Here is a 23,684-nt window from a genome sequence, read left to right on the forward strand (position 1 = left end):
AAGGTAATCCAAGATGACTTATCAATTTATTAATTACTCCGTAGAAAATGGCATTGCGCATCTGCAGCTGAATCGCCCTGAGAAGAAAAATGCGATCAATGACAGTTTATGTCTTGAGATTGAGCAGGTGTTTTTGAATTTAACCGATGATGTCAATGTCATTGTGTTTTCTGGTAATGGCCCTGAATTTTGCTCTGGTCTTGATTTACAAGAGCACAAAGCCCGTGAGCCTTTTGAAGTGGTGAAGCATTCCAACATGTGGCATCGGGTATTTGGTCATATTAGTGATTCTGGTATTCCGGTTGTCGCTGCTATGCATGGTGCTGTGATTGGTGGTGGTTTGGAGCTGGCAATTTGTGCTCACGTGCGAGTCAGTGAAGAAAATACTTTCTATCGTTTACCTGAAGGCAAGCATGGCATTTTTGTCGGTGGTGGTGCGTCCGTCAACGTGGCGAATGTGATCGGTGTTAGTCGTATGACAGAAATGATGTTGACGGGTCGAGATGTCAAAGCCGACGAAGGTCTACGTATTGGTTTAGCGCATTATGTGGTTGGCAACGGTGAAGCGTTAGCGAAAGCCTTTGAGATAGCAGAAGGCATCGGCAAAAACTCAAAATATTCTAATTGGGCAATGACGACTGGGCTTGGTCGTATTAGCAACATGTCGGCACAAGAAGGTTTGTACACCGAGTCATTGATTTGCGGTATTACGCAAACCAGCGACGAAGTTAAAGCACGTATTGATGCGTTTTTGAACCGTAAAAAAGCGAAGTAAGTTTGCCCTTGGTAATAAAAATAACAGCAAGATCAGGAGTATTTAGATGCAAATTCAAGACAAACATTTTGTGGTGACCGGTTCGGCTTCGGGTATTGGTGAGGCGGTTGCGCGTCGTTTACATGGTTTAGGCGCAAAAGTTACTTTAGCCGATGTGAATGAAGCGGGCTTGACCCGTGTGAAAGCGGCTTTAGGTGAGCGTGTGCAAGGTTGTGTGACGGATATCGTTGACGAAGATTCGGTGCAAAATGCGATTGATCAAGCGGTTGAGGCGTTTGGTCCGATCAGTGGTTTGGTCAACTGCGCGGGTATTCCAGGCGCAGAACGTATTGTTGGTCGTGAAGGCCCACATCGTTTGGCGTCGTTTCAGCGTGCGGTGTCAGTAAACTTAATCGGTACGTTTAACATGATTCGTTTGGTGGCTGACAAGATGCAGCACAACGAGCCAGAAGCGAATTTAGAGCGTGGTGTGATTATTAATACGGCGTCTGTGGCGGCGTTTGATGGTCAGATTGGTCAAGCAGGCTATGCGGCTTCTAAAGGTGGGGTTTGTGCCATGACGTTACCGATTGCCCGTGAGTTAGCACGCTTTGGTATTCGTGTGATGACCATAGCGCCAGGCTTATTCAAAACTCCCATGATGGATGTGTTGCCAGAAGAGGTGCAAAAGTCTTTGGGCGAATCTGTACCATTCCCACCGCGTCTTGGCGAGCCAGATGAATACGCTGCGTTAGCGCAACATATCATTGAAAATGGCATGCTCAATGGCGAAGTGATTCGTCTTGATGGTGCGATTCGTATGGCTGCGAAATAGTTTGATGATTGTATTCTGGAGTCGATGATGACCTATCAAGCGCCTTATAAAGATATGCAACGGCTGGTGGCACAAGCCTATCATCAACAAGGTTTAGCGACGCTGGAGTCGCTAGACGGTTTTGATCCTGAATTGGCCAATGCGGTGATGGAAGAAGCGGCGAAATTCGCCGCTGGCGTGCTTGCGCCATTGAATTCCGTTGGCGATGTGCAAGGCTGTCGTTTTCAAGACGGCCATGGGCAACAGGGAAAAGTCATCACACCAGATGGCTGGCAAGAGGCGTATCAGCAATTTGCTGCATCAGGTTGGATTGGTCTGGCGTTGCCAGAAAAATTTGGTGGACAAGGTCTTCCTAAGTACATCGCTCAGCCGGTTAATGAAATGTGGCTGTCGGCTAATTTGGCCTTTGTGATGTTTCAAGCCTTGGCTCAAGGCGGTTCAGAGATTCTATTGAACTTTGCCAGCGACGCCATTCAAAACCGCTATTTGCCCAACATTGTCAGTGGTGAATGGACCGTGGCAATGGCGTTGACTGAGCCTAATGCCGGATCGGACTTAGGGGCACTTAACACTAAGGCGATTCCGCAAGCGGATGGCACTTATGCCATTAAAGGCCAGAAAATTTACATTACCTATGGTGAGCATGATCTAACTGACAATATTGTTCATTTGGTATTGGCGAGAACCCCTGATGCGCCAGCAGGGAGTCGCGGCATTTCGTTATTTATCGTGCCCAAATATCGGGTGACGGACAACGGGGCGTTAGGAGAATTTAACGATATTCGTTGCACTGGCATTGAGCACAAAATGGGACTTCATGGCAGCCCAACCTGCTCCATTAGTTATGGCGATCAAGACAATTGTATTGGCGAGTTAGTGGGGGAGCTGAATCAAGGCTTAATGGCGATGTTTGTGTTGATGAACGAAGCCCGATTAAGTTGTGGTTTGCAAGGCGTGGCCTTAGGTGAATTAGGTTATCAACGTGCTTTGGCCTACGCCCATGAGCGCACCCAAGGGACAAATAAACAAGGCGAAAAAGTGGCCATTGTTGCACACGCTGATGTGAAGCGCATGTTGCTAGAGATGCGTTCGGAAACCTTTGCCTTACGTGCTTTGGGTTATCAGATTGCGGCGCAAATTGATGCGACCGAGGCGGCTGATCATTCCTCGAAAAACAGTCAATCGAAAAAAGAACGAGTCGCTTTGTTGACACCGATTTTTAAAGCCTTTGCCACCGAGCGCGCCAATGTGATGGCGGGGCAAGTGGTTCAGGTGTTTGGCGGTATGGGCTTTGTGGAAGAAACCGGCGTCGCGCAAATCATGCGTGATGCACGGGTTACGACGATTTATGAAGGCACAACGGGGATTCAAGCCCGAGACTTGGTGTTTAGAAAAGTGCGTGGTGATCAGGGTAAGGCGGTAACTGAGTTGTTGGCAGAAATGGCTCAATATATTCGCCCTTTTGAGTCAGACGTGATGTTGGCGCCTATGGCGAAAGAAGCCTTGCAAGTGGTTGCTGCGGTGAAAGCTGTATTGAGCCTCGCGCTTGTTAAACGATGACTCTGATGCTGAGACTCTGCATGCCGTATCTGTGCCATTTTTAGAAGCGATGGGTGTGCTGTGTTGTATTTGGCAGCTTTGTAACACCTTGTCTTATCAGCAAGTAGAGGGCAGTTATGATGCCTCTTACGAGCAAAATATTAAGGCCATGGTGGCTTTTTATGGTGCTTACCGTTTGCCGTCAGCCATGGCGGCGTTGAAGGTCGTTGAAAACGCTGGCTTAGGTCTTAGCGAATATGAATTTTAAAATAGGCCGTAAGGTCTGAAGTCGAGAAAACAATAACAATTCGGCCGTGGTTAATAAATCACGCCCTAACACTCTAGCCGCATAAAAATAACCAAAGTGGTTGTGGGAGCAAAAAATGAACGGTGAATTTCATCCTATTAAAGTCGTTGCCCATCCTATTGATATTGAGAAACGAGAGGATGGTGTGCAAATCATTAATAGTCAAAAGGCGTTAGATGACTACGCGCGTTGTTGGACGGATCAGCTTGAATATTGGGCGGAAAAAACACCAGACCAATTGTTTGTTGCAGAACGCGATGAACAAGGTGATTGGCATAAGGTAACCTATGCACAGGCGGTGACCAGAGTGCGTAAAATCGCCTCTTGGCTATTGACCCAGCCTGTTTCGGTTGAGCGTCCAATTGTCTTTCTGTGTGGCAACAGTTTGGAGCATTTAATGCTGGCCTTAGCGGGCATGTATGTTGGCATTGCTCATTCGCCGCTCTCTCCCGCGTATTCTCTTATTGCGACGGACTACACAAAACTGCAGGGGATTTTTGATATTTTGACCCCTGGTATGATAGTGGTTGATGAATTAGCGCCTTATGAATCTGCCATTCAAGCTGTATGTCATGATGATCAAATCCCCGTGATGGTGTTGAAAGGGAATACTCTTGAAAACGCAGTAGCGGCAAAGATTGCTAATCCTATTATCTCCTTTCAATCTGCTTGGGATTACCCAGAATCTACGGCGGTTGATGTACAGAACGCTCAGGTTACTGGTGATACGATTGCGAAGATTTTGTTTACATCTGGCACCACAGGCATGCCAAAAGGCGTGATCAATACTCAGCGTATGATTTGTGCTAATCAGGTGATGATTCATCAGGTTATGCAGTTTTTGAAAGATCAGCCGCCGATTATGGTGGACTGGTTGCCTTGGAATCATACATTTGGTGGCAACCATAACATCGGGATTGCCTTGTATAACGGCGGCAGTCTGTATCTTGATGACGGTAAACCAACCGAAAAACTGTTTGCCAAGACCTTACGTAATTTGGCCGAGGTTTCGCCTACTGTGTACTTTAACGTGCCAAAAGGCTTTGAGTTGTTGGTGAAACATTTAAAAGCCGACAGTGAGCTTGCAGAGAAGTTTTTTGCCCGTTTACAGTTTACTTTTTTTGCCGCAGCGGGTTTGGCTCAGCATATTTGGGATGATTTGGATGCTTTGGCGATTCAATATACGGGCAAGAAAATCCCCATGGTGACTGGGTTGGGTTGTACGGAAACCGCGCCTTCTGCGACCTTTGCCTCGGTTGAAGAATCCACGTCCGGTGTGATTGGCGTGCCAGCTCCTGGGGTTTCTATCAAGTTGGTGCCAAATGAAGGTAAGTTAGAAGCGCGTGTCAAAGCGGAAACCGTGATGCCGGGTTACTGGCGTCAACCAGAATTGACAGCGAAAGCATTTGATGAAGAAGGCTATTATTGTTTAGGTGACGCCATTGCTTATCTTGATGAAAACGCGCCACAGCGTGGTTTTCGTTTTGATGGCCGAGTGTCCGAAGATTTTAAATTGGACAGCGGTACTTGGGTGAGTGCGGGAACCTTGCGGGCAAAATTCATCAGTGCCTTTGCGCCCTTTGTGCAAGATGTTGTGTTATGCGGGACTAATCGTAGTTATATCACCGCGTTAATTTTTCCTGATTGGGCCCATTGTCAGGCTATTCTGCCACATGATTTGCAGGAAACTAACGAAGACATTATTGCTCATAGCGCGGTACGTGAAGCCTTTAAACAGAAGCTGGTGGCGTTTGCAAAACAGAGTACGGGAAGCTCTACCGTTGTTGAGCGCATTCTCTTGCAGGCTGTGCCACCGAGTATTGATGCTCATGAAATTACGGATAAAGGCTCTTTGAATCAACGTGCAGTGCAAGCTCATCGTGAAGATCAAATTGCATTACTGTATCAAGAGCCTCTATCGGATTTGGTAATCAGTCTGTAAGGGGGCGCGTCATGTTTAAAAATGAGCGTCAATTACACATTGAATGGGGGGATTGCGACCCCGCCGATATCGTGTTTTATCCACGATATTTTGCCTTTTTTGATGCGTCAACAGGGGCGTTATTTGAGGCCATGGGTTACACGCTTCGTTATATTCGTGATGAGTTAAAAGACGTGGGTTTTCCCATGGTGGACACTCGCTCACAGTTTTTTAAGCCATCTAAATATGGTGATCAGGTCACGATTAAGAGTGAGTTTACTCAGGTGGGACGAGCCAGTTTTGGCATTCGTCATCAGCTATTTAATGGTGAAGATCTGGCGGTTGAATGCCTCGAAAAACGTGTATGGGCGTGTCACGATGCGTCGGGAGTATTAAAAGCCAAAGCCATTCCCGAAGCAGTCAAAGCGCGGATGTTGAGTTGAAAATGGTTAGACAGTATTGATAAGGCAAGAGAAAGATGAAAATACTAGTGGGTGTTAAGCGCGTGATTGATTACAACGTTAAGGTGCGCGTGAAAGCCGATCAAAGTAATGTGGATTTAACCAATGTTAAAATGTCGATGAACCCATTTTGTGAAATTGCGGTTGAAGAAGCGGTACGTCTCAAGGAAGCCGGTGTGGCGTCGGAAGTCATTGTTGTGAGTGTGGGAACCACTCAAAGCCAAGAGCAGTTGCGTAATGCCATGGCATTGGGGGCTGATCGTGGTATTTTAGTTGAGGCCGAAGGCGAAATAGAGCCTTTAAATGTCGCCAAAGCGTTTGCTGCAGTGATTGAAAAAGAGCAGCCTGAACTGGTGATACTGGGTAAGCAGTCGATTGATTCTGATAATAATCAAATGGGGCAGATGTTGGCGGCGTTGACCAAGCGTCCACAAGGAACTTTTGCCTCTCAGCTGGTTATTGACGGCGACACGGCGTTAGTGACGCGTGAGATTGATGGTGGTCTACGTACGATCGCTTTGACACTTCCTGCGATTGTGACAACGGATTTACGCCTTAATGAACCCCGTTATGCCAAATTACCAGACATCATGAAAGCCAAACGTAAGCCTCTAGAGACTCTGACTATGGCAGATTTGGGCGTGACACCAAAAGCCCATTGCCGATTAGATAAAGTCGAAGCGCCAGCCATGCGAAGTGCGGGCGTAAAAGTGGCGTCGGTGGATGAATTGATCAGTAAACTAAAAGACGAAGCAAAGGTGATTTCATGATTACGTTATTAGTAGCAGAACATACTTCAACTACCTTGGCCTCGTCTACTTTGTCTGCGTTGACCGCCGCTCATCAGATCGGTAATGACGTGCATATTTTGGTTGCGGGTAACAATATTGCCTCAGTAGCTGACGCGGCGGCACGTTTGTCTGGCGTGAGTAAGGTTCTCTGTGCGGACGCTGGTTGCTATGAGCATGCTTTAGCAGAATCTATGGGAGATCTCATTGTTCACTTGAGCGAGCATTATTCACACATTATTGCCCCATCTAACTCTGAATCGAAAGATTTTATGCCCAGAGTGGCAGCCTTGTTGGATGTGGGTCAGGTGTCGGATATTTGCGCGGTATTGAGTGCCGAGCAATTCAAACGTCCGATTTATGCGGGGAACGCTATTGCGACGGTGACGGTATTGGACGATAAAAAAGTCATTACCGTGCGAGCCTCTGCCTTTGATAAAACGACTCAACAAAGTGCTCAAGCGTGTGAGATTGAGTCGGTGGGCTTTAGTGTAGATAACACTTTGTCATGCTGGCAATCGGATGACATCACGGAGTCAACTCGTCCGGACCTTGCCAGTGCCAGTCGCATAGTGTCAGGTGGTCGTGGTGTGGGCAGTGGCGATAACTTCGCGCTAGTGGAAGCTTTAGCCGATAAATTAGGCGCGGCGGTGGGGGCGTCTCGTGCGGCGGTGGATGCAGGTTTTGTCTCGAATGATTTGCAAGTTGGGCAGACCGGTAAGATCGTTGCACCAGAACTGTATATGGCATTTGGTATTTCTGGCGCGATTCAGCATTTGGCGGGTATGAAGGATTCTAAGGTTATCGTGGCGGTCAACAAAGACGAAGATGCCCCAATTTTCCAAGTGGCCGATTATGGTTTGGTTGGGGATCTGTTTGTGGTTCTGCCTGAGATGACAAGTAAGCTTTAAAGTGAGAGCGCTTAAATAAGAATATAACGGTCTGTGCTACAAGACCGTTAACTGTCAATTTGGTGATATTAACCGAGCTTAGGCTCGGTTTTTTTTATTTGCCTGACTGGGTTTGAGAACACAATTCAATGACACGTTTGCTGCTGATCACTAAAAAACAGCAAACCGTGGTGGCAAGAGCAGTGAGGTGAAAAAAATCAACGAGAATTATGTTTTCCATAGCGGTTCCTTTCTGAAGTATTTATTGTTTTGTTTAATAAAAGCACAGGATGCGCAATTCGTCCACACTGTTTACATATTTAAGTTTTTTTGATGTTTTGGACGGATGAAAAAGGTTGAGCCTAGAGTCAAAGGTCTGATTGTCTTATAGTGTGCGCATTAATTCACTCTGTGTCGGTTTGTCTTTAAAAAAGCACGGGTTGAATCACATTTCTGTTAGGCGGCTTGGCCGTTCATTTTATCATGTTGTACGATATTGATTGTTTATAGGAGTGGCCGCTTCCGATGATTCGCCCATTGTTGATTGTGCGTTTGCTGACCATGCCTTGTATCTGGATGAGCGTGGTCCAGTTTGTGTTTGGCGAGTTGTCCTTTATGTTTTTTAAGGATGGTGTAGGCCGTGCCTTTGTTACGCCAGCTATTGTTACTTTTATTATTTCTTTGATTCTGTTGGTAGGTTTTAAGAAGATTCCCTTGCCTTCGGTAAACACTCGAGAGGCGATGTTGTTTGCCAGTTTAACTTGGTTGTGTGTTGGCATATTAGGTGCCATTCCTATTATCACGATTGCGCAGGTTTCTTTTACAGATGGGGTGTTTGAGTCCATTAGCGCGTTAACGACTACTGGGGCCACTGTCTTATCTGGATTGGATGATATGTCACCCACTTTTTTGATGTATCGCCAGTTTTTACAGTGGATGGGGGGCCTTGGTGTGGTGATTTTTGTGGTCGCTATTCTTCCCATGCTTAATATAGGAGGCATGCGCCTTTTAAAAGCGGAAACACCGGGGCCGATTAAAGACGACAAACTCTCTCCCCGCATGTCCAGCACGACGCATTACTTATGGATGGTGTATTTAGCGATTACGGTATTGTGTGCAATGAGTTATTACGTGGCAGGCATGTCGGCGTTTGATGCAATTGGTCATAGCTTTACCACGGTTTCTACGGGCGGTTTTTCTACCCACGATGCCAGTATGGGGTATTTTCAGAGTCCACTGATTCTATGGATTTGTAACCTTTTTATGGTGTTGGGGGCGGTCAATTTTGCTTTGCATTATCGTGTCTATATTGCCCGTAGTATTAAGCTGTATTGGAAAGACGAAGAAACCCACGGATTTTTATGGATTATTACCGTCGTGGCCTTGCTATTGGCTTTGTTTCTTTTCCAGACAAAGTCGGAAGCGGGTTTTTGGGTGTCGATAACCCAATCTTTTTTTCATGTAATTTCATTTATTACCAGTACAGGTTATGCCGCAACGGATTTTGGTGCTTGGCCTGCTGCTACCTCGATAGTGTTAATTTTTGTCGGTTATATTGGTGGCTGCGCTGGCTCGACGGCAGGCGGGAATAAAGTCATCCGTAATATTATTTCGTTTAAATCAATCGGTTTGGAAATCAAGCGTTTAGTGCATCCAAATGGCGTGTTTGCGATGAAGTTTCAGGGGCGAACCATCAGTGAGTCTGTGCGCCATTCGATAATGGGTTTTATGTGTTTGGCGGCTATTGTGACGGTAGTATTTACGCTTTTATTGATGGCAACCGGAATGAGCTTTATGGCGTCTCTAAGTGCCACTGCCGCTTGTTTAAATGTATTGGGTCCAGGGTTTGCTGAACTTGGTAGCAACTTTGCGCCATTGAGTGATACCGGGACATGGTTGATGAGTTTTGCGATGATTTTAGGGCGATTAGAATACTTTACCGTGTTGGTGCTTTTCTTTCCGGTTATGTGGCGTCATTGACCCGTGTTTTATTTTTCATCTTTTAGGGGCATTCTCTGCCGCTAACAACCCTTCGTCATTTTCTCTTCAGAGGCTGTCGCAAAACGAATGCCGTCGATTTACAGGTGATTACCTTTAACGTCACTACCTCTTCCGAGGAAGTGACGTATAAACAAGTTAGTCTTACTTAAAGTGTAGCAACCGCGATGTCGTTGCTTTCTTCTTCGAAAGCTTCTAACTCTATGGCAATACTTTTTGAGGTTGGCGTATTGCTGAATTCCCCATGGCTATCGAGCGGAACTAATGGGTTGGTTTCTGGGTAGTAAGCGGCAATGTTGCCCGCTGGAATACTATAAGGAACCAGTTTGAAGCCACTGATTTTTCGCTCAACACCATCATCCCAAATTGAGCGCAATGTCACGCTTTGGCCTTCTTCAAAGCCGAGACGTTGTATGTCGGCTGGATTGATAAAGACCACTTTGCGTTCGCCCTTTATGCCACGGTACCGGTCGTTCATACCATAAATTGTGGTGTTGTATTGGTCGTGTGAACGCAGTGTTTGTAATATCAGGGTTTTATCTGACAGCAAGTCTTGCGCACGTTTTGGCAAAATGGACTCAGGTAATACATGGCTGTGGCAAATGGCTTTTCCTGAAGGGGTTTTCCAGCTTCTTTCTCGTGCGCTGTTGCCGAGATAGAACCCACCATCTTGTAAAATTCTCTGGTTAAAATCATTGAAGCCCGGAACGACTGCTGCGATGTGCTCACGAATTAGGTCGTAGTCGCTGACCACTTCGTTCCAATCGATCGGGAAATTGCCTAATGTAGCCGCGGCGATGCCTGCGATAATGGCGGGTTCAGATTTTTGCTCTTTGCTTAAGGGTTCTAATACGCCGCCAGAAGCATGAATCATGCTGAAAGAGTCTTCTACGGTGACTTTTTGCTGGCCTTTTGCTTGATGATCTATGTCGGTACGGCCAAGACAAGGCAGTATAATCGCTTCGGTGCCCGTAATCAGGTGAGAACGGTTGAGTTTAGTACTGATTTGAACCGTAAGTTGGCATTGTTTTAATGCCTGCACTGTGGCTTGTGTGTCCGGTGTGGCAGCGGCAAAGTTACCACCAAGAGCGATAAAGACACCGACTTTGCCATCACGCATAGCACGGATGGTATCCACAACGGCCAAACCGTGTTCTTGTGGTGGCGTGAAGTGGAAGCGTTTTTCTAAGGCATCAAGGAATGCCTGAGAAGGGCGTTCATTAATGCCCATGGTTCTGTCACCTTGCACATTACTATGGCCGCGCACAGGACAAACACCGGCGCCTGGTTTGCCCAAATTGCCACGTAATGCCATCAAGTTGACCATTTCATGGATGGTCGCCACAGAATGGTGGTGCTGAGTGATGCCCATCGCCCAAGTTAAAATAACCCTTTCTGCTTGGGCATAAACGTTGGCAGCGTGAGTGATGTCTTCTTTGCTTAGGCCTGATTGATCAATAATGTCTTGCCAAGAGGTTTGTTTGACCTGCTCAAGATAGTCATCCAAGCCTTGGGTATGTTGTTTGATAAAGTCATGATCAAAAACGGCTTTGCCTTGTTGTTGAGCAGCTTCTTCTAAGTCGATAAGCACCTTGACCATACCGCGCACCACTGCCATATCGCCGCCAATTTTTGGACAGAAGTAGCCGGTATTGGTTGGTTTTGAACCATTGGTGAGCATTTCCACTGGACTTTGAGGGTTTTGGAAACGTTCTAAACCCCGTTCCCGTAGCGTATTGAAGGTGAGTAGTTGGGCGCCACGTTGCACGACTTCTTTTAAGGTTTCTAGCATACGAGGGTGGTTAGTGCCCGGGTTTTGCCCGAACACAAAGACGGCATCTGCGAGTTCGAAGTCGTCTATTTCCACTGTGCCTTTACCGATACCAATGCTGCTGGTAAGCGCATAACCACTGGCTTCGTGGCACATATTTGAGCAATCTGGAAAATTATTGGTGCCATAGGCACGAGCGAATAGCTGATACAAGAACGCGGCTTCATTACTGGCGCGTCCAGAGGTATAAAAGGCCACATTGTTAGGATCGGCTTGTTTTTTTAGGGTTTCGCCAATGTGTCGATAAGCGTCTTCCCAAGAAATGGCTTCGTAGTGATCGGTTTCTCGGTTGTAGCGCAAGGGTTCTGTGAGTCGGCCTTGATATTCTAAGAAGTAATCACTTTGCGTGTTTAACCAACTAACGCTATGTTCGGCCATGAATGCGGCATCGACTTTGCGAGAGGTGGCTTCCCAGTTAACAGCTTTGGCGCCATTTTCACAAAAGCGAATTTTCGCAGGGTCGTGTTTTTCTCCCCAAGCACAGCCTGGACAATCAAAACCATGGGGCTGATTGGTTTTTAGTAACGTGTGAATATTGCGTACGGCATTTTCACTTTTTAGCCAGTGTTTGGTGGTGCTTTGTAATGCGCCCCAGCCTCCAGCCGGTCCTTTGTATGGTGTGTAAAAATCGGTTTTTTTACTCATCGTTTGAGTCCTTTGACTGGATTGAAGACGCGTATACTCGAGGCGCATCTTGCTTGGGTAAATGAATCAATGTTAGTCCGTAATGTTGAGCAAGCTTGACGGCCAATGTGCTTGGTGAGGCTAGGTGAATCAATCTGGATAGTCCTACACGAACGGCTTTTTGTACCAGCTCAGTGCTGCATCGGCTTGACATCAAAACACTGTGATTCTGTAAGTTTATATCCTGTTGCAGTGCATAGCCAATTACCTTATCAAGGGCATTATGTCGTCCAATGTCTTCCATGCAGACTATTGGGCTGCCGTCAGGTGAGATTAATAGGGCACCATGCACCGCCCCGGTTTTGTTACCTAATATTTGGAACTCAGACAAACGTGATTTTAATGCGATTAGCGCCGCTTCTTCCATGACTTGGCATGGGGGAAGTGTTGCTAGATTGGGGATAGCTTGAGTTAAGGATTCTATGCCGCATAATCCGCAGCCTGTGGCACCAAGATGAGTTTGTCGTTTTTGTTTGAACTGAGCAAACCTACGTGGACTTAGCTCTACATTGATGGCAATACTGTCGATGCTAGGTGGTGTTTGCGTGCGCTGAATATTCAAATCCCGTATATCGTTAATCTGTTCAATCAGGCCTTCACTACGAGCAAAACCGACGACAAAGGCATCCAAGTGGGTTGGGGTGGCCATCATCACGGCATAAGAAATATCATTAATACTGATGGCAAGTGGCATTTCTTCCACCAGCTCAGTCGACTCTAATGGACTTGATGTGTCACAACGATTAAAAAATACGCGTTGCGAACTGGCAAAAGACAAAGGCGAATACTGCATAATTTAATTCAGTAGAGTTAGGGTTCAATAGTGATCTTTTAATACTACGTAGAGTCACTATAAGCGTCCAATCATTTTGCCTGTGTTATATGCAAGAAAACGACAGAAATTTAGCTAATAAAATGGCTAATCTAAAAAATATCTTAGAAAAACAGTGTGAAGATGCTTTCAATAGGGTGAGTGTTTCTTTGACTGGGTAAATGCCGTATCCTACGCCGAAAAATTGAGTGTTAAATGTCCTATCCGTATGGGTTGTGTAAAACCATGGGATAAAAGGGCATGGATTGTGATTATTTTCATTCCACCAGTGGCAAGAAAATAAGCATATGCTACAAAGCATGGCTTTGTTTTTGTCCTATATTTGAGAGTATGTACGAACTATGGGTTAGTGCATAGTTAGGTTCTTTATGGGCCATATCTTCGTTTAATGAGTTTTTATTTATGCAATTTATAACACGCCTCTCGCGTTGGATCTTGTCTGGTCCCAGAGTTTGGTTATCTCTTATATTTGTTGTTTTTGTTATCTTGTTGTTTGTCTATGAATCGCTTGTATCACCAACTCAGGATGTAAAAGATTTTACTTTACCCAACAGTAAAAAAGAGACAACAGTTCGAAAAGAAGCAACGACTAGAAAACCCGTTGTTAAGGAAGATACCAATACGGATGAAGACAACGACTATGACTCTTTGGTGACAACGGATCCACTGAAAAATGTTGAAACAGTCACAGCGCCACTTCCTTCAATAGACTATGTGATTAAGTCTGGTGATACTTTAGAGCGTATTTTTGCGCGTCTTGGGTTGTCCAGAGAGTCTATGTATGCTGTGCTTGAAGCAGATCAAGAATATCTGGTACTTGAGCCTTTACTGCCGAATGATAAGTTCACCTTTAAACTAGATGAAAACGGCGAATTGCTCTCTCTTACCCGACGTATTGATATTAGTAAAAGTGTTTCTTATGTTCAGCATGACAGCGGTGGTTTTGTTTATGAAGAACACATTAAGCCTATCACTTATAAAGACAAAGTGGTTCATAGCAAAATAGTCGGTAACTTCTATCTTTCGGCTAAAAAAGCCGGCTTATCTGATGCAAACATCCTCATAATTAATGATGTTTTAAAAGGCCGAGTAGATTTTCGAAAAGATGTTCGAGCCAATGACACTTTTAATTTTGTGGTTAAAAACGGCAGTATTAATAATGTAAAAGTTGGCGAAAGCCAATTAGAAGCGTTGGAAATTACGGTTCAGGGACAAACTTATCGTGCTTTTTTGCACTCAGATGGTCGTTTTTATGATCAGAATGGCAACAGCTTAACACCGGCTCTACTGCGTTGGCCTACCCGTAAGGAATATCGAGTTACTTCGCCTTTTAATGCTAACCGCTTGCACCCTATCACAGGCCATCCAGCGCCCCATAATGGCGTGGATCTGGGGACGCCAACAGGAACGGAAGTGTTAGCGACTGGTGATGGCATAGTGACACGTATTGCCACTCATAAGTATGCAGGCAAATATGTGGTGGTGGATTACACTGGACCTTACAGCTCACGCTTCTTGCATTTAAGCAAAATTTTAGTGAAGCAAGGTCAAAAAGTTAAACGTGGTCAAGTTATTGCTTTGTCTGGTAATACGGGGCGTACAACAGGTGCTCATTTACATTATGAGTTGCATGTCAGAGGACGTCCGGTTAATCCAATGACTGCTGAAATACCGACCACTCAGTCCATCTCTAAAGCCGAGCGGGTTGAATATGATGCGAACGTTAAACGTTGGCTAACTTTGATGTCTGGTGACAAAAGCGAAGGCAAAAGCATAAAACCATAATGAGTCAGCCATATGGGTGACGCTGATTAAGTGAAAAAAGGCACTCTCACCATGAGGTGCCTTTTGTTTTTGGCCGCGCAGAACGTTTTAGGCCGTCTTTTTAAAAGATCTATTCCCCATCACAAACAGCGCCAAGAAAATACCAAGACCGATAAATTGAATCCAAAGGGCCAAATCCGGCCATAGCATCATGATAGAAGCGATCAATGCAATCAGTCGAGTTAGTAAGGACAGTTTGTCTTCTAAATATCCCTCCATGGCGCCAACCAAAGCATACATACCAAAAATAGCGAAGAATGACAGGCGTAGTAATGTTTCGCTATCACCACCAATTAATGGGGTATATGCCATTAAAAGAGGCACAATGTACAACCCTTTTGCTAATTTCCATGCTGTCATCCCTGTTAGCATTGGCGGTGTTTTGGCAATGGCGGCCGCAGCAAAAGCGGTTAAGCAGACTGGCGGGGTGACGTTACTGTCTTGGGACAACCAAAATATGATCATATGGGCAGTGACCAATATCATGGCAACACTTTGCGCCCCTAGCGCTTGATCCATTAGCATGCTTTTGAAATCGTTAGGCACTTGTGTTAGTAAAGCTTGCGCTTGCTCCATCGGCATACCTTGGGCCAATGCTGCGATGGCGGAAGGATCGACCAGCATAAACACCGCACTGGCTGCTTCGGGTAAATTGCCTGTCGTCATCATCTCTAATAATTGGCTTTCGGCAATCAAGTTGAACAAGGCTGGTGCAGAGAGTGTGCCCAGTACAATATAGGCGGCCGTTACAGGCAGACCCATGCCTAAAATTAAGGACGCAATCGCCACCAGAATAATGGTGAAGAGCAAGCTTCCGCCCGCCCAATTGGTAATCAAAATAGAAAAGGTATTGCCTACACCGGTGGTGCTGATCACATTAACGACTAAACCAATACCGACAAGCAACACCGCGGTGGTTGACATGTTTTTTGCCCCTTGCGCCATGGCATCAAGAACGGCAGCAGGTCCCATTCGGTGTTTGCTAGATAAAAATGAAGCGGCAATTACGGCTAGAATGCTGATGCCTGCGGCGTAAGTTGGGGTAAAGCCTTGGATTAACAATGTTACTAACACGCCAAGCGGTACGATGTGATGCCAGCCATCTTTGAGAACTTGGAGTATGTCGACGGCATTGTCACTTTCTGTCGCGATCACTTTACTGCGTTTGGCTTCCACACGCACAAAGAACCCGACGGAAAGAAAATAAAGTAGCGCTGGAATGGCCGCGACACTGATGATCGTCACGTAGGAGACTTGTGTATAGGATGCCATAATAAAGGCACCGGCCCCCATAACTGGGGGCATAAGTTGTCCACCTGTAGAAGCCGCCGCTTCTACGCCTGCGGCAAAGCGTGCTGGGAATCCAGCTTTACGCATTAATGGAATGGTAATGACACCAGTGGATACTGTATTGGCAACAGAGGAGCCTGATACTGAAGCCCATTAAGCCCGAGCCGAGTACGGCAACAAAACCTGGTCCACCAATCATCTTGCTGGCAAGTGAGCGAGATAGATCAATGATAAAATCGCCTGCACCAGACTTGACTAAAAAAGCGCCGAACAAAATAAACATGAAGACAAAGCTCCATGAGATCCTAGAGATGGAACCAAACATACCGTCTGTGCTGAAAAAACTGCGATACAGTAAGGTTTCAAGGCTCAGGCCAGGAAAATTAAACATGCCTCCTAGCCAACTTCCCCAGAGGACGACATAGGTCAATGCGACAAGGATAAGGAAAGGGATAAACCAGCCGCTGGTTCGGCGAATAAGCTCAAGCGACAATAACACCGCCATACTGGATACAATCCAATCGGAGGTGTTGAACGTTACTCCTCTGGCATAAAGTGCGTCTTCAAAAAAGACGATATAAAGCACCATGCCAATTAGCGCAAATACGATGGCGCCGTCGATACATAGCGCGGTTTTGCTGTCTCGCCATTTAGGGTTGGCTGGAATCAGCAAAGCACATAGGATACCGAAGCCAGAAAAATGAAAAGCAGAGACCCAAAGTTCAGGCAGTGTGGCGATAGTGTTAATATAAATATGTGCCGTTGCCAAAAAAATCGACAGGATAAAAACGAACCTATTTAGCCAAGGGCCAGAACGGTATTTTGTTTCGAAATCGTCAAGATTGATGTCTTGAGGTGCGGTGGGTTGCGATGAAGCAGTCATAGACAAGCTACCTTTATAAGAGCAAAAGAACGTGTTGAGCAAGAAGAAAAGTGTCGCGCCGCACAGGCGTACGACGCGATAACCCTTGTATGTCTTGTTATTTTGCGCTGTTATTTTGCGATTAGGCGAGTTGGTATATTAATACCGCGTTCACGATAATAACGTGCGGCGCCTGGATGCAAGGGTACAGGCAGTCCTTCGATGGCTTTTTCTATCGACATCACCGACGTTGCTTTATGGATAGCACTGAGGTAGGAGAGGTTTTCATACAGTGACTTGGTCAGTTCGTAGACATCCTCTTCTGATAAATCTGCACGCGTTGCTAAGAAGTTAGGCTGAGCGACTGTATTAATGTCTTTGGTTTGACCTGGGTAGGTGTTGGCAGGGATGACGTAGCGAGTCCATAACTCGTAATTGCCGTTTGCTTGTTTGATTTGCTCATCGGTAAAGTCTAGTACTTTGACTTTGTCGCCCATCGAAGCATAAAGACGTGTCACTGCGCTGACCGGTACACCTGCAGGAGTGTTCATACCATCTATGTTGCCATTTTGCATGGCATCTGCGCTGGCACCATAGCCCATATAAGCAAGGGCAAATTTGTCTGGGTCAATGTCTAAGCCTTTGAGTTGTTGGCGACCAGAGCCTTCTGTTCCTGAGTTTTTAGTGCCAATTGAGAATTTATGATTGGTATCCTCAAGGCCTTTCAAGTCGGCGACTGTGCCTGTTTTGGCTAAATCGGATTTGAGTACAAAGTGCTCGACGTTTTGCCACAACATAGAGACAGAGCGAAGTTCGGTTTGCTTGCCTGAGCTTTCAAATGGACCTTCTCCATCCCACGCCCAAGCACCATAAAGCCCTTGTAGAATAGCGAATTGAGCTTGATTTTCACGCAAAAGCTTGATGTTCTCACCGGATCCAGCCGAGCTGATTGCTGATACAGAAAGGCCAAATTTAGGCTCGAGTTTGACTTTACTTAGCGTGGCTATCGCCACACCAACAGGATAATAAGTACCACCTGTTGAGGCCGTTGCTAAAATGTAGTTGCGGTTCTCCGCAGCGGATACGTTTCCTGCTGATAGGGCAATCGCTGCTGCCGTTGCAGTAGAAAGAAGCGTTTTGGTAACAAATCCCAATTTCATATTATTTTTCTCCTAGTTAGTGGGGTTAGTTAAATAACCTATAGCGATTTTCATGCCAGATATTTATCTATTTGATATTTATGGCTTTATTTTAATAATGTCAGTGATCTTTCATTTTTTGTGCACATATGCGCTATTTGTTGCTTATAGATGAGGTTTCCATATCGGCAAAAAGTTGCTTATGATAAAAGCGAGTAAAGACAGACCATAGCAGGGTATTAAAGCCTTTATTCTTTTTTACATGAGCAATTTTTTGCCGATGGGGTAAGGTAAGGAAATGATGAGAGAAAGCCATAATATTCGTGTTGTACTGTTCGATTTGGGCAATGTTTTGGTTGATTTAGGCGACATTTCCGAAATGCATGCTATGTTGAATACTCAAGGTGAAGAGTCTGAGATTTGGCTGAAGTGGTTACGTTCACCAACCGTAGCAGCCTTTGATTCTGGTAAAATTACCTTTGACCAATTTGCAGATAGACTGTTAAAGGAAGTAAACAGTAATATAGACAAGGAGACATTTAAGGCGTCTTTTAAGGCATGGCCCAGAGGCTTGTTTGCAGGAGCGCTTGAGTTGGTTGAGTCGGTTAAGCCGGAATATCATCGAGCTATTCTATCGAATACAAATGCGGCGCACTGGCCTAGGCTCATGGATGAAATGGCACTCGCAGGTAAATTTCACAGTTATTATGCTTCTCATTTGGTGGGCTTTGTGAAGCCTGATGACGCCATTTATCAGCATGTTATTGAGCAGTTACAGGTTTTGCCTGAACAAATTTTGTTTATTGATGATAATCAAGTGAATATCGATACCGCGAATCGGTTAGGCATGCAGGCCTATCGAGTAAAGGGGGTTGATGAAGCTCGAGATGTGCTTTATCGATACGGAGTTATTTAGTAAAGATAGTGAGATGGCAAAAGCCATGTTGCTTTGAACCTTCATTAAGCGGTTGGGGTGTGAATGCTATTTAGTCCTGGGGTTTCTATGCGTACTTTTGATGGGCAATCTTCTACTTATTATTCACGCACTCGGCCTTTGTATCCGGCTGAGGCTCTATTATTGGTTATCTCAGCAAGTAACTTCGCCTAGCGTGGTGTGGGATTGTGCTTGTGGCACGGGACAGGCTTCTGTTGATCTGGCGGCGTATTTTGATCGTGTAGAAGCATCTGACATAAGCGAATCACAAATCACCGCAGCGACACCGCATCGCAAAGTGAATTATCAAGTTTGCCCAGCTGAAAAGACCCCTTATCCAGATCATTATTTTGATGTAGTGTGTGTGGCTCATGCATTGCATTGGTTTGATTTAGAGGCTTTTTGGACAGAGCTTAAACGTGTTTTAAAGCCTGGTGGGATGTTCGTTTGCTGGGGATATAACTGGTTGCAGGTAGGGGAGGCTGAGGACAAAGCCATTGCAGAGTCTGTGTTGCCGCATTTGACGACTTATTGGCCCCCTCAGAGCCGTTTATTATGGAATCAGTATCGGGATATTCAATTTCCTTTTGCCTTAATGGATGTTCCTGAGTTTGAGGCTCAATTGCCATTGGACTGTTACGCAAACCTTGGACTTTATTCGAACCTGGTCAGCCTCTCAATTACGCATACAAGAGCAAGGCGAGGATTTTTTAGTAAACGCATCACCCATTATTCGCGACGCTTGGTCAGAGCCGAGTAAGAAACAAGAAGTGCGTTTGCCATTTTTTGTCAAGGCTGGACGGTTTACCTGATTCTATTTTGTCATAAGACTAAAGTGGAATAGATTGTCATGCTTGGCGGGTTATAGTAGTTCAGCATCCGAATAACAAATTTAACAATGGAGCGGGTTATGAAGTCATCATATAGCGCAACCTCAAATGAGGCGGCAAAAAATGCCAATGTGAGTCAAGCAGAATTTGAAAAACGCTATCAGGAGTCGATTGAAAACCCAGATCAATTTTGGGGTCGAGAAGGCAAGCGTTTGGATTGGTTCTCACCTTATACAAAAGTCAAAAATACCTCTTTTAAACGTGGTCAAGTAAGCATTAAATGGTTTGAAGATGGTGAGCTTAACGTAGCCTACAATTGCATTGATCGCCATTTAGCATTGTCTGCTAACAAAGTCGCTTATTACTGTGAAGGCGATAAAGAAAGTGATGACAAAATAGCGATTACCTATCAAACGTTGCACGATGAAGTCGGTCGCTTAGCCAATCTTTTAAAGCGTCAGGGTGTCAAAAAAGGCGACCGTGTCGCTATCTATATGCCGATGATTCCACAGGCCGTATACGCCATGCTGGCTTGCGCTAGAATTGGTGCTATCCATTCGGTTATTTTTGGCGGCTTTTCTGCTCATGCTATTGCCGATCGACTCAACGATTGCGAAGTGAAGTTAGTGATTACCGCCGACGAAGGTCGACGAGCTGGCAATACCATTCCCCTTAAGCATAATGTTGATATGGCATTAAGTAACAATGCTTGTCCATCAGTAGAAGCGGTTGTGGTGTATCGCTATACTCAAAAGGACGTGCCTTGGTTTGAAGGGCGAGATCTAGACTGGGCAGCTGAAGTTAAAAGCGAAAGTACCCAGTGCCCAGCTGAACCGATGAACGCGGAAGATCCACTCTTTATTCTTTATACTTCTGGCTCAACGGGCAAACCAAAAGGCGTGGTACACACCACTGGCGGTTACTTGGTTTATGCGTCTTTAACTCATGAGTTGGTGTTTGATCTTAAGCCTGATGACATTTATTGGTGTGCCGCTGATGTCGGTTGGATTACAGGCCACAGTTATATGGTCTATGGGCCATTAGCGAATGGCGCGACCAGTATCTTGTTTGAAGGGGTACCGACTTATCCCGATTCTGGCAGAATTGGTCGCGTTGTTGACAAATTTGGTGTCACCATTCTGTATACGGCGCCAACGGCTATTCGTGCGTTGATGGCAAAAGGCGATGAGGCGACTTGTTCTAGTCATCGTGATTCATTGCGAGTGCTAGGTAGTGTGGGCGAGCCTATTAACCCTGAAGCTTGGTCTTGGTATTACAGTGAGATTGGTAAATCTTCTTGTCCTATAGTGGATACTTGGTGGCAAACAGAAACGGGTGGCATGATGATGTCGCCACGGATAGTCCAAGCGGATGTGAAACCAGGCCCTTGTACTGGTCCTTTATATGGTGTGCTGCCAGCGTTAGTGGATGCCCAAGGTACTTTGCTAAATGAGCAAGGCGTGCAAGTGGACGGGGGCTTAGTGATCACGGATTCTTGGCCTGGCCAAGCTCGTACCGTGTACGGTGACCATGATCGTTTTGAGCAGACGTACTTCAGTACGTTTGAGGGGATGTATTTTACTGGTGATGGTGCGTCAAGAGATGCGGACGGACATTATTGGATCACTGGGCGCATGGATGATGTCCTGAACGTGTCCGGTCACCGTTTAGGCACCGCTGAGATAGAAAGCGCGTTGGTTGCGCACCCTGCGGTCGCGGAAGCCGCTATTGTTGGTTATCCTCATGACATTAAGGGGCAAGGTATTTATGTTTATGTCAGTGCTGTCGCCGGTGTCGTGCCGGATGAGGAATTGACTAAGTCGCTGAAACAATTTGTCCGCCAAGAAATTGGTCCGATTGCCACGCCAGATTTGATTCAGTGGGCGAGTAAAGGATTACCAAAAACGCGATCTGGTAAGATCATGCGACGCATTCTAAGGAAGATTGCTGCTAATGAACATGATCAACTTGGTGACACAAGTACACTCGCTGATCCAAGTGTGGTTGATGATTTAATCGAAAACCGTTTAAATGTGTGACCGTTTACATGTTTAAAAAGGACAGAGAGTGATTTCACTTGTTATCGCGGATGATCATCCCTTGTTCCGTAGCGCGCTATCTGGTGCGCTACGGGCGGAGATAGAAGGTATTGTTATAGTGGAATCCCATGATTTGGATTCCACTTTGCAATGTTTGGGCAATCTAAACGATCTTGATTTGTTGCTGCTGGACTTAAATATGCCTGGTAGTGGCGATTTATATGGATTGGTTCGAATTCGCAAAGACTTTCCAGATGTTCCCGTGGCAGTCATTTCTGGCAGTGAAGACAGCACAATGGTCGCAAAAGTCATTGATGCTGGTGCGCTTGGGTTTATTCCGAAGACCAGCGAAGCCGCAACTTATGTGCAAGCTATTCATGCTATTTTGGCGGGCGATATCTGGTTGCCGGAGGATCTCAGGCTAGTGGTTGCTAATCAACCCAAGCCTGATCTATCAATGCAAAATAAAGTGGCAGAATTGACGCCTCAACAATACAAAGTGCTGTGCTATTTGCATGAAGGCTTGTTGAATAAGCAAATTGCCTACGAGTTGTCTATCTCGGAAGCGACGGTTAAGGCACACATTACCGCGATTTTTCGTAAGTTGGAAATCAATAACAGAACACAAGCTGTGTTGGTTGCCAGTGACTTGAAACTACACATGTCGTCGTCACAGAGTTAACTTTTTTCCTCTATCTTGTTGGTCTTTTCTTTGTTGCATTGGCATGCAGGAACAGGGTCAATACCGCCCTCGTGCCATGGATGACATTTCGATAATCGTCTCAGTCCAAGATACACGCCTTTTATTACCCCATACATTTCAATTGCCTGAATCATGTATTGAGAGCAACTCGGATAAAAACGACAGTTGTTTCCCAATAGTGGGCTAATAAAGAATTGGTAGCCTTTTACCAGTTGAATAAATATTTTTCTAACCATTTTTTATCATACTATTTTTTGTGAGGGACATTGGCGAATCGGCAGGCGTCATTTTAGTGTATATAGTAGCGTCTATTTGTTAATCTAAAAGAAATATATGATAGAGCTTTTTATTTTATGCCTGACCAACATTTAACACTCGATGCGACACAGATAGTGGCGTATCAGGGTGAGCCTGGTGCTTACTCTCATTTGGCTTGTAAACACACTTTTCCTGATTGGACCAGTGTCAATTGTGCGACGTTTGTCGACGCTTTACAAATGGTCGAACGAGGGGATGCGTATTACGCTATGATTCCGGTTGAAAACTCTACCGCAGGGCGGGTTGAGGAAATATATCGCGAATTAAAGCGGACTCAACTTTATGTCGTGAAAGAGCATTTTGAACCAGTGAATCATTGCTTGATCGCGCGTCACTCTATGACACTAGAGCAAATTACTCGGATAGGCAGCCATCCTCAGGCGTTGGCCCAATGTGACGGTAACATTAAGGCCTTAGGGGCAAAAAGCCAAGCTATGTATGATACGGCTGGGGCCGCCAAACATATTGCGGAATTTGAAGAACCTGGTTTGGCGGTGATTTCATCAGAGCTGGCAGCCGAGCTTTATGGTTTGAAAGTACTGAAAACCTATTTTAATGACTCGGTCGGCAACACAACACGTTTTTTGGTGTTTTCTCGTCAGCAAAAAATGCCTGTTTATGAAGAAGGGCGAACGTACATCACGTCTTTTATGTTTCGCGTGCGCAATATACCAGCAGCGCTTTATAAAGCCATGGGCGGTTTTGCGACACAAGGGATTAATATGTTGAAACTAGAGAGTTACATGGTGAATGGAAATTTTACCGCGACTCAATTTTATGTCGATGTTGAAGCGCATTTTCAATCTTCTTCGATGCAGTCGGCTATTGAAGAATTACGCTTCTTCTCTGAAGATGTTCGTGTATTAGGGACCTATCTTGCTGATGATTATAGGTTGAAATAAACG

General features: G+C 45.5%; 20 protein-coding genes and 1 pseudogene. 15 read left to right on the top strand and 6 right to left on the bottom strand.

All coding sequences use genetic code 11. The features are described from left to right. Window positions 1–13 precede the first annotated feature (13 nt). The 8 genes from AC0L6V_RS01710 (at window position 14) to AC0L6V_RS01745 (ending at window position 7,516) form a co-directional block, all read left to right on the top strand. The gene (locus AC0L6V_RS01710; protein WP_265217012.1) at window positions 14–775 is read left to right on the top strand and encodes a crotonase/enoyl-CoA hydratase family protein; all 762 of its coding nucleotides are present in this window, start codon (window positions 14–16) and stop codon (window positions 773–775) included. Window positions 776–821: 46 nt separating this feature from the next. Further along, window positions 822–1,589: a 3-hydroxyacyl-CoA dehydrogenase gene (locus AC0L6V_RS01715; RefSeq protein WP_265217014.1), complete on the top strand. Its 768-nt coding sequence runs from the start codon at window positions 822–824 to the stop codon at window positions 1,587–1,589. 27 nt (window positions 1,590–1,616) lie between these two features. Beyond that, entirely contained in the window at window positions 1,617–3,149 is a 1,533-nt protein-coding gene (locus tag AC0L6V_RS01720; protein WP_418138711.1) for an acyl-CoA dehydrogenase family protein, read from the top strand. After that, the gene (locus AC0L6V_RS01725; protein ID WP_265217016.1) at window positions 3,136–3,396 is read left to right on the top strand and encodes an acyl-CoA dehydrogenase C-terminal domain-containing protein; all 261 of its coding nucleotides are present in this window, start codon (window positions 3,136–3,138) and stop codon (window positions 3,394–3,396) included. The genes AC0L6V_RS01720 and AC0L6V_RS01725 overlap by 14 nt, the downstream gene beginning before the upstream one ends. A gap of 115 nt (window positions 3,397–3,511) precedes the next feature. Then, window positions 3,512–5,377 carry a feruloyl-CoA synthase gene (locus tag AC0L6V_RS01730; RefSeq protein ID WP_409419269.1) on the top strand — a complete coding sequence of 622 codons (1,866 nt, stop codon included), beginning with the start codon at window positions 3,512–3,514 and terminating at the stop codon, window positions 5,375–5,377. Between the two features lie 11 nt (window positions 5,378–5,388). Further along, window positions 5,389–5,799, top strand: a complete 411-nt coding sequence (locus AC0L6V_RS01735) for an acyl-CoA thioesterase (protein ID WP_111639332.1) — start codon at window positions 5,389–5,391, stop codon at window positions 5,797–5,799. Window positions 5,800–5,834: 35 nt separating this feature from the next. Beyond that, window positions 5,835–6,587, top strand: a complete 753-nt coding sequence (locus AC0L6V_RS01740) for an electron transfer flavoprotein subunit beta/FixA family protein (RefSeq protein ID WP_265217026.1) — start codon at window positions 5,835–5,837, stop codon at window positions 6,585–6,587. After that, a complete protein-coding gene (locus tag AC0L6V_RS01745; RefSeq protein ID WP_265217027.1) occupies window positions 6,584–7,516 on the top strand; it encodes an electron transfer flavoprotein subunit alpha/FixB family protein in 933 nt (310 codons plus the stop codon). Before AC0L6V_RS01740 ends, AC0L6V_RS01745 begins: the two co-directional genes overlap by 4 nt. Before the next feature lie 94 nt (window positions 7,517–7,610). Here the strand turns inward: AC0L6V_RS01745 and AC0L6V_RS01750 are convergent, their stop codons facing one another. Further along, window positions 7,611–7,736 (bottom strand): hypothetical protein, encoded by a 126-nt coding sequence (locus AC0L6V_RS01750; protein ID WP_409419270.1) that lies wholly within the window; start codon window positions 7,734–7,736, stop codon window positions 7,611–7,613. Between the two features lie 284 nt (window positions 7,737–8,020). Here AC0L6V_RS01750 and AC0L6V_RS01755 point away from each other — a divergent pair, with 284 nt between their 5' ends. Further along, a complete protein-coding gene (locus tag AC0L6V_RS01755) occupies window positions 8,021–9,475 on the top strand; it encodes a TrkH family potassium uptake protein (RefSeq protein WP_265217029.1) in 1,455 nt (484 codons plus the stop codon). A 166-nt stretch (window positions 9,476–9,641) separates the two neighbouring features. On the opposite strand, the gene AC0L6V_RS01760 is transcribed toward AC0L6V_RS01755, so the two are convergent. Both AC0L6V_RS01760 and fdhD read right to left on the bottom strand, forming a co-directional pair. Then, complete coding sequence (locus AC0L6V_RS01760; RefSeq protein ID WP_409419271.1) at window positions 9,642–11,969, bottom strand: FdhF/YdeP family oxidoreductase; 2,328 nt, start codon at window positions 11,967–11,969, stop codon at window positions 9,642–9,644. Further along, on the bottom strand, window positions 11,962–12,801 hold the full coding sequence (gene fdhD / locus AC0L6V_RS01765; protein WP_409419272.1) for a formate dehydrogenase accessory sulfurtransferase FdhD: 840 nt from the start codon (window positions 12,799–12,801) through the stop codon (window positions 11,962–11,964). The genes AC0L6V_RS01760 and fdhD overlap by 8 nt, the downstream gene beginning before the upstream one ends. A 441-nt stretch (window positions 12,802–13,242) precedes the next feature. On the opposite strand from fdhD, the gene AC0L6V_RS01770 reads away from it, so the two are divergent. Next, window positions 13,243–14,625 (top strand): peptidoglycan DD-metalloendopeptidase family protein, encoded by a 1,383-nt coding sequence (locus AC0L6V_RS01770; RefSeq protein WP_265217032.1) that lies wholly within the window; start codon window positions 13,243–13,245, stop codon window positions 14,623–14,625. Window positions 14,626–14,712: 87 nt separating this feature from the next. On the opposite strand, the pseudogene AC0L6V_RS01775 reads toward AC0L6V_RS01770, so the two are convergent. After that, window positions 14,713–16,837 (bottom strand): annotated as a pseudogene (locus AC0L6V_RS01775) (TRAP transporter permease). Between the two features lie 110 nt (window positions 16,838–16,947). Beyond that, window positions 16,948–17,976 (bottom strand): TAXI family TRAP transporter solute-binding subunit, encoded by a 1,029-nt coding sequence (locus AC0L6V_RS01780; RefSeq protein WP_265217033.1) that lies wholly within the window; start codon window positions 17,974–17,976, stop codon window positions 16,948–16,950. A 277-nt stretch (window positions 17,977–18,253) separates the two neighbouring features. Here AC0L6V_RS01780 and AC0L6V_RS01785 point away from each other — a divergent pair, with 277 nt between their 5' ends. From AC0L6V_RS01785 to AC0L6V_RS01800, 4 genes are all read left to right on the top strand, one after another. Beyond that, the gene (locus AC0L6V_RS01785) at window positions 18,254–18,871 is read left to right on the top strand and encodes an HAD family hydrolase (protein WP_265217035.1); all 618 of its coding nucleotides are present in this window, start codon (window positions 18,254–18,256) and stop codon (window positions 18,869–18,871) included. 100 nt (window positions 18,872–18,971) lie between these two features. Further along, window positions 18,972–19,649, top strand: coding sequence for a class I SAM-dependent methyltransferase (locus tag AC0L6V_RS01790; protein WP_418138712.1), 678 nt, complete (start codon window positions 18,972–18,974; stop codon window positions 19,647–19,649). A gap of 150 nt (window positions 19,650–19,799) precedes the next feature. After that, window positions 19,800–21,758 (top strand): acetate--CoA ligase, encoded by a 1,959-nt coding sequence (gene acs, locus AC0L6V_RS01795; RefSeq protein WP_418138713.1) that lies wholly within the window; start codon window positions 19,800–19,802, stop codon window positions 21,756–21,758. A 28-nt stretch (window positions 21,759–21,786) separates the two neighbouring features. Continuing rightward, window positions 21,787–22,440 carry a LuxR C-terminal-related transcriptional regulator gene (locus AC0L6V_RS01800; protein WP_418138714.1) on the top strand — a complete coding sequence of 218 codons (654 nt, stop codon included), beginning with the start codon at window positions 21,787–21,789 and terminating at the stop codon, window positions 22,438–22,440. On the opposite strand, the gene yidD is transcribed toward AC0L6V_RS01800, so the two are convergent. After that, the gene (yidD, locus tag AC0L6V_RS01805; protein WP_265217045.1) at window positions 22,437–22,697 is read right to left on the bottom strand and encodes a membrane protein insertion efficiency factor YidD; all 261 of its coding nucleotides are present in this window, start codon (window positions 22,695–22,697) and stop codon (window positions 22,437–22,439) included. The two genes, AC0L6V_RS01800 and yidD, sit on opposite strands and share 4 nt — an antisense overlap. 117 nt (window positions 22,698–22,814) lie before the next feature. Here yidD and AC0L6V_RS01810 point away from each other — a divergent pair, with 117 nt between their 5' ends. Further along, complete coding sequence (locus AC0L6V_RS01810; protein ID WP_265217047.1) at window positions 22,815–23,681, top strand: prephenate dehydratase; 867 nt, start codon at window positions 22,815–22,817, stop codon at window positions 23,679–23,681. The last annotated feature ends 3 nt before the right edge of the window (window positions 23,682–23,684 follow it).

The organism is Marinomonas sp. G8-14 (assembly GCF_055808935.1).

Excerpts from the sequence above, each read along its gene's own strand:
- AC0L6V_RS01710 (WP_265217012.1), top strand. The coding sequence starts at position 14 with ATGACTTATCAATTTATTAATTACTCCGTAGAAAATGGCATTGCGCAT.
- AC0L6V_RS01715 (WP_265217014.1), top strand. The coding sequence starts at position 822 with ATGCAAATTCAAGACAAACATTTTGTGGTGACCGGTTCGGCTTCGGGT.
- AC0L6V_RS01720 (WP_418138711.1), top strand. The coding sequence starts at position 1,617 with ATGACCTATCAAGCGCCTTATAAAGATATGCAACGGCTGGTGGCACAA.
- AC0L6V_RS01730 (WP_409419269.1), top strand. The coding sequence starts at position 3,512 with ATGAACGGTGAATTTCATCCTATTAAAGTCGTTGCCCATCCTATTGAT.
- AC0L6V_RS01735 (WP_111639332.1), top strand. The coding sequence starts at position 5,389 with ATGTTTAAAAATGAGCGTCAATTACACATTGAATGGGGGGATTGCGAC.
- AC0L6V_RS01740 (WP_265217026.1), top strand. The coding sequence starts at position 5,835 with ATGAAAATACTAGTGGGTGTTAAGCGCGTGATTGATTACAACGTTAAG.
- AC0L6V_RS01745 (WP_265217027.1), top strand. The coding sequence starts at position 6,584 with ATGATTACGTTATTAGTAGCAGAACATACTTCAACTACCTTGGCCTCG.
- AC0L6V_RS01750 (WP_409419270.1), bottom strand. The coding sequence starts at position 7,736 with ATGGAAAACATAATTCTCGTTGATTTTTTTCACCTCACTGCTCTTGCC.
- AC0L6V_RS01755 (WP_265217029.1), top strand. The coding sequence starts at position 8,021 with ATGATTCGCCCATTGTTGATTGTGCGTTTGCTGACCATGCCTTGTATC.
- AC0L6V_RS01760 (WP_409419271.1), bottom strand. The coding sequence starts at position 11,969 with ATGAGTAAAAAAACCGATTTTTACACACCATACAAAGGACCGGCTGGA.
- fdhD (WP_409419272.1), bottom strand. The coding sequence starts at position 12,801 with ATGCAGTATTCGCCTTTGTCTTTTGCCAGTTCGCAACGCGTATTTTTT.
- AC0L6V_RS01770 (WP_265217032.1), top strand. The coding sequence starts at position 13,243 with ATGCAATTTATAACACGCCTCTCGCGTTGGATCTTGTCTGGTCCCAGA.
- AC0L6V_RS01780 (WP_265217033.1), bottom strand. The coding sequence starts at position 17,976 with ATGAAATTGGGATTTGTTACCAAAACGCTTCTTTCTACTGCAACGGCA.
- AC0L6V_RS01785 (WP_265217035.1), top strand. The coding sequence starts at position 18,254 with ATGATGAGAGAAAGCCATAATATTCGTGTTGTACTGTTCGATTTGGGC.
- AC0L6V_RS01790 (WP_418138712.1), top strand. The coding sequence starts at position 18,972 with ATGGGCAATCTTCTACTTATTATTCACGCACTCGGCCTTTGTATCCGG.
- acs (WP_418138713.1), top strand. The coding sequence starts at position 19,800 with ATGAAGTCATCATATAGCGCAACCTCAAATGAGGCGGCAAAAAATGCC.
- yidD (WP_265217045.1), bottom strand. The coding sequence starts at position 22,697 with ATGGTTAGAAAAATATTTATTCAACTGGTAAAAGGCTACCAATTCTTT.
- AC0L6V_RS01810 (WP_265217047.1), top strand. The coding sequence starts at position 22,815 with ATGCCTGACCAACATTTAACACTCGATGCGACACAGATAGTGGCGTAT.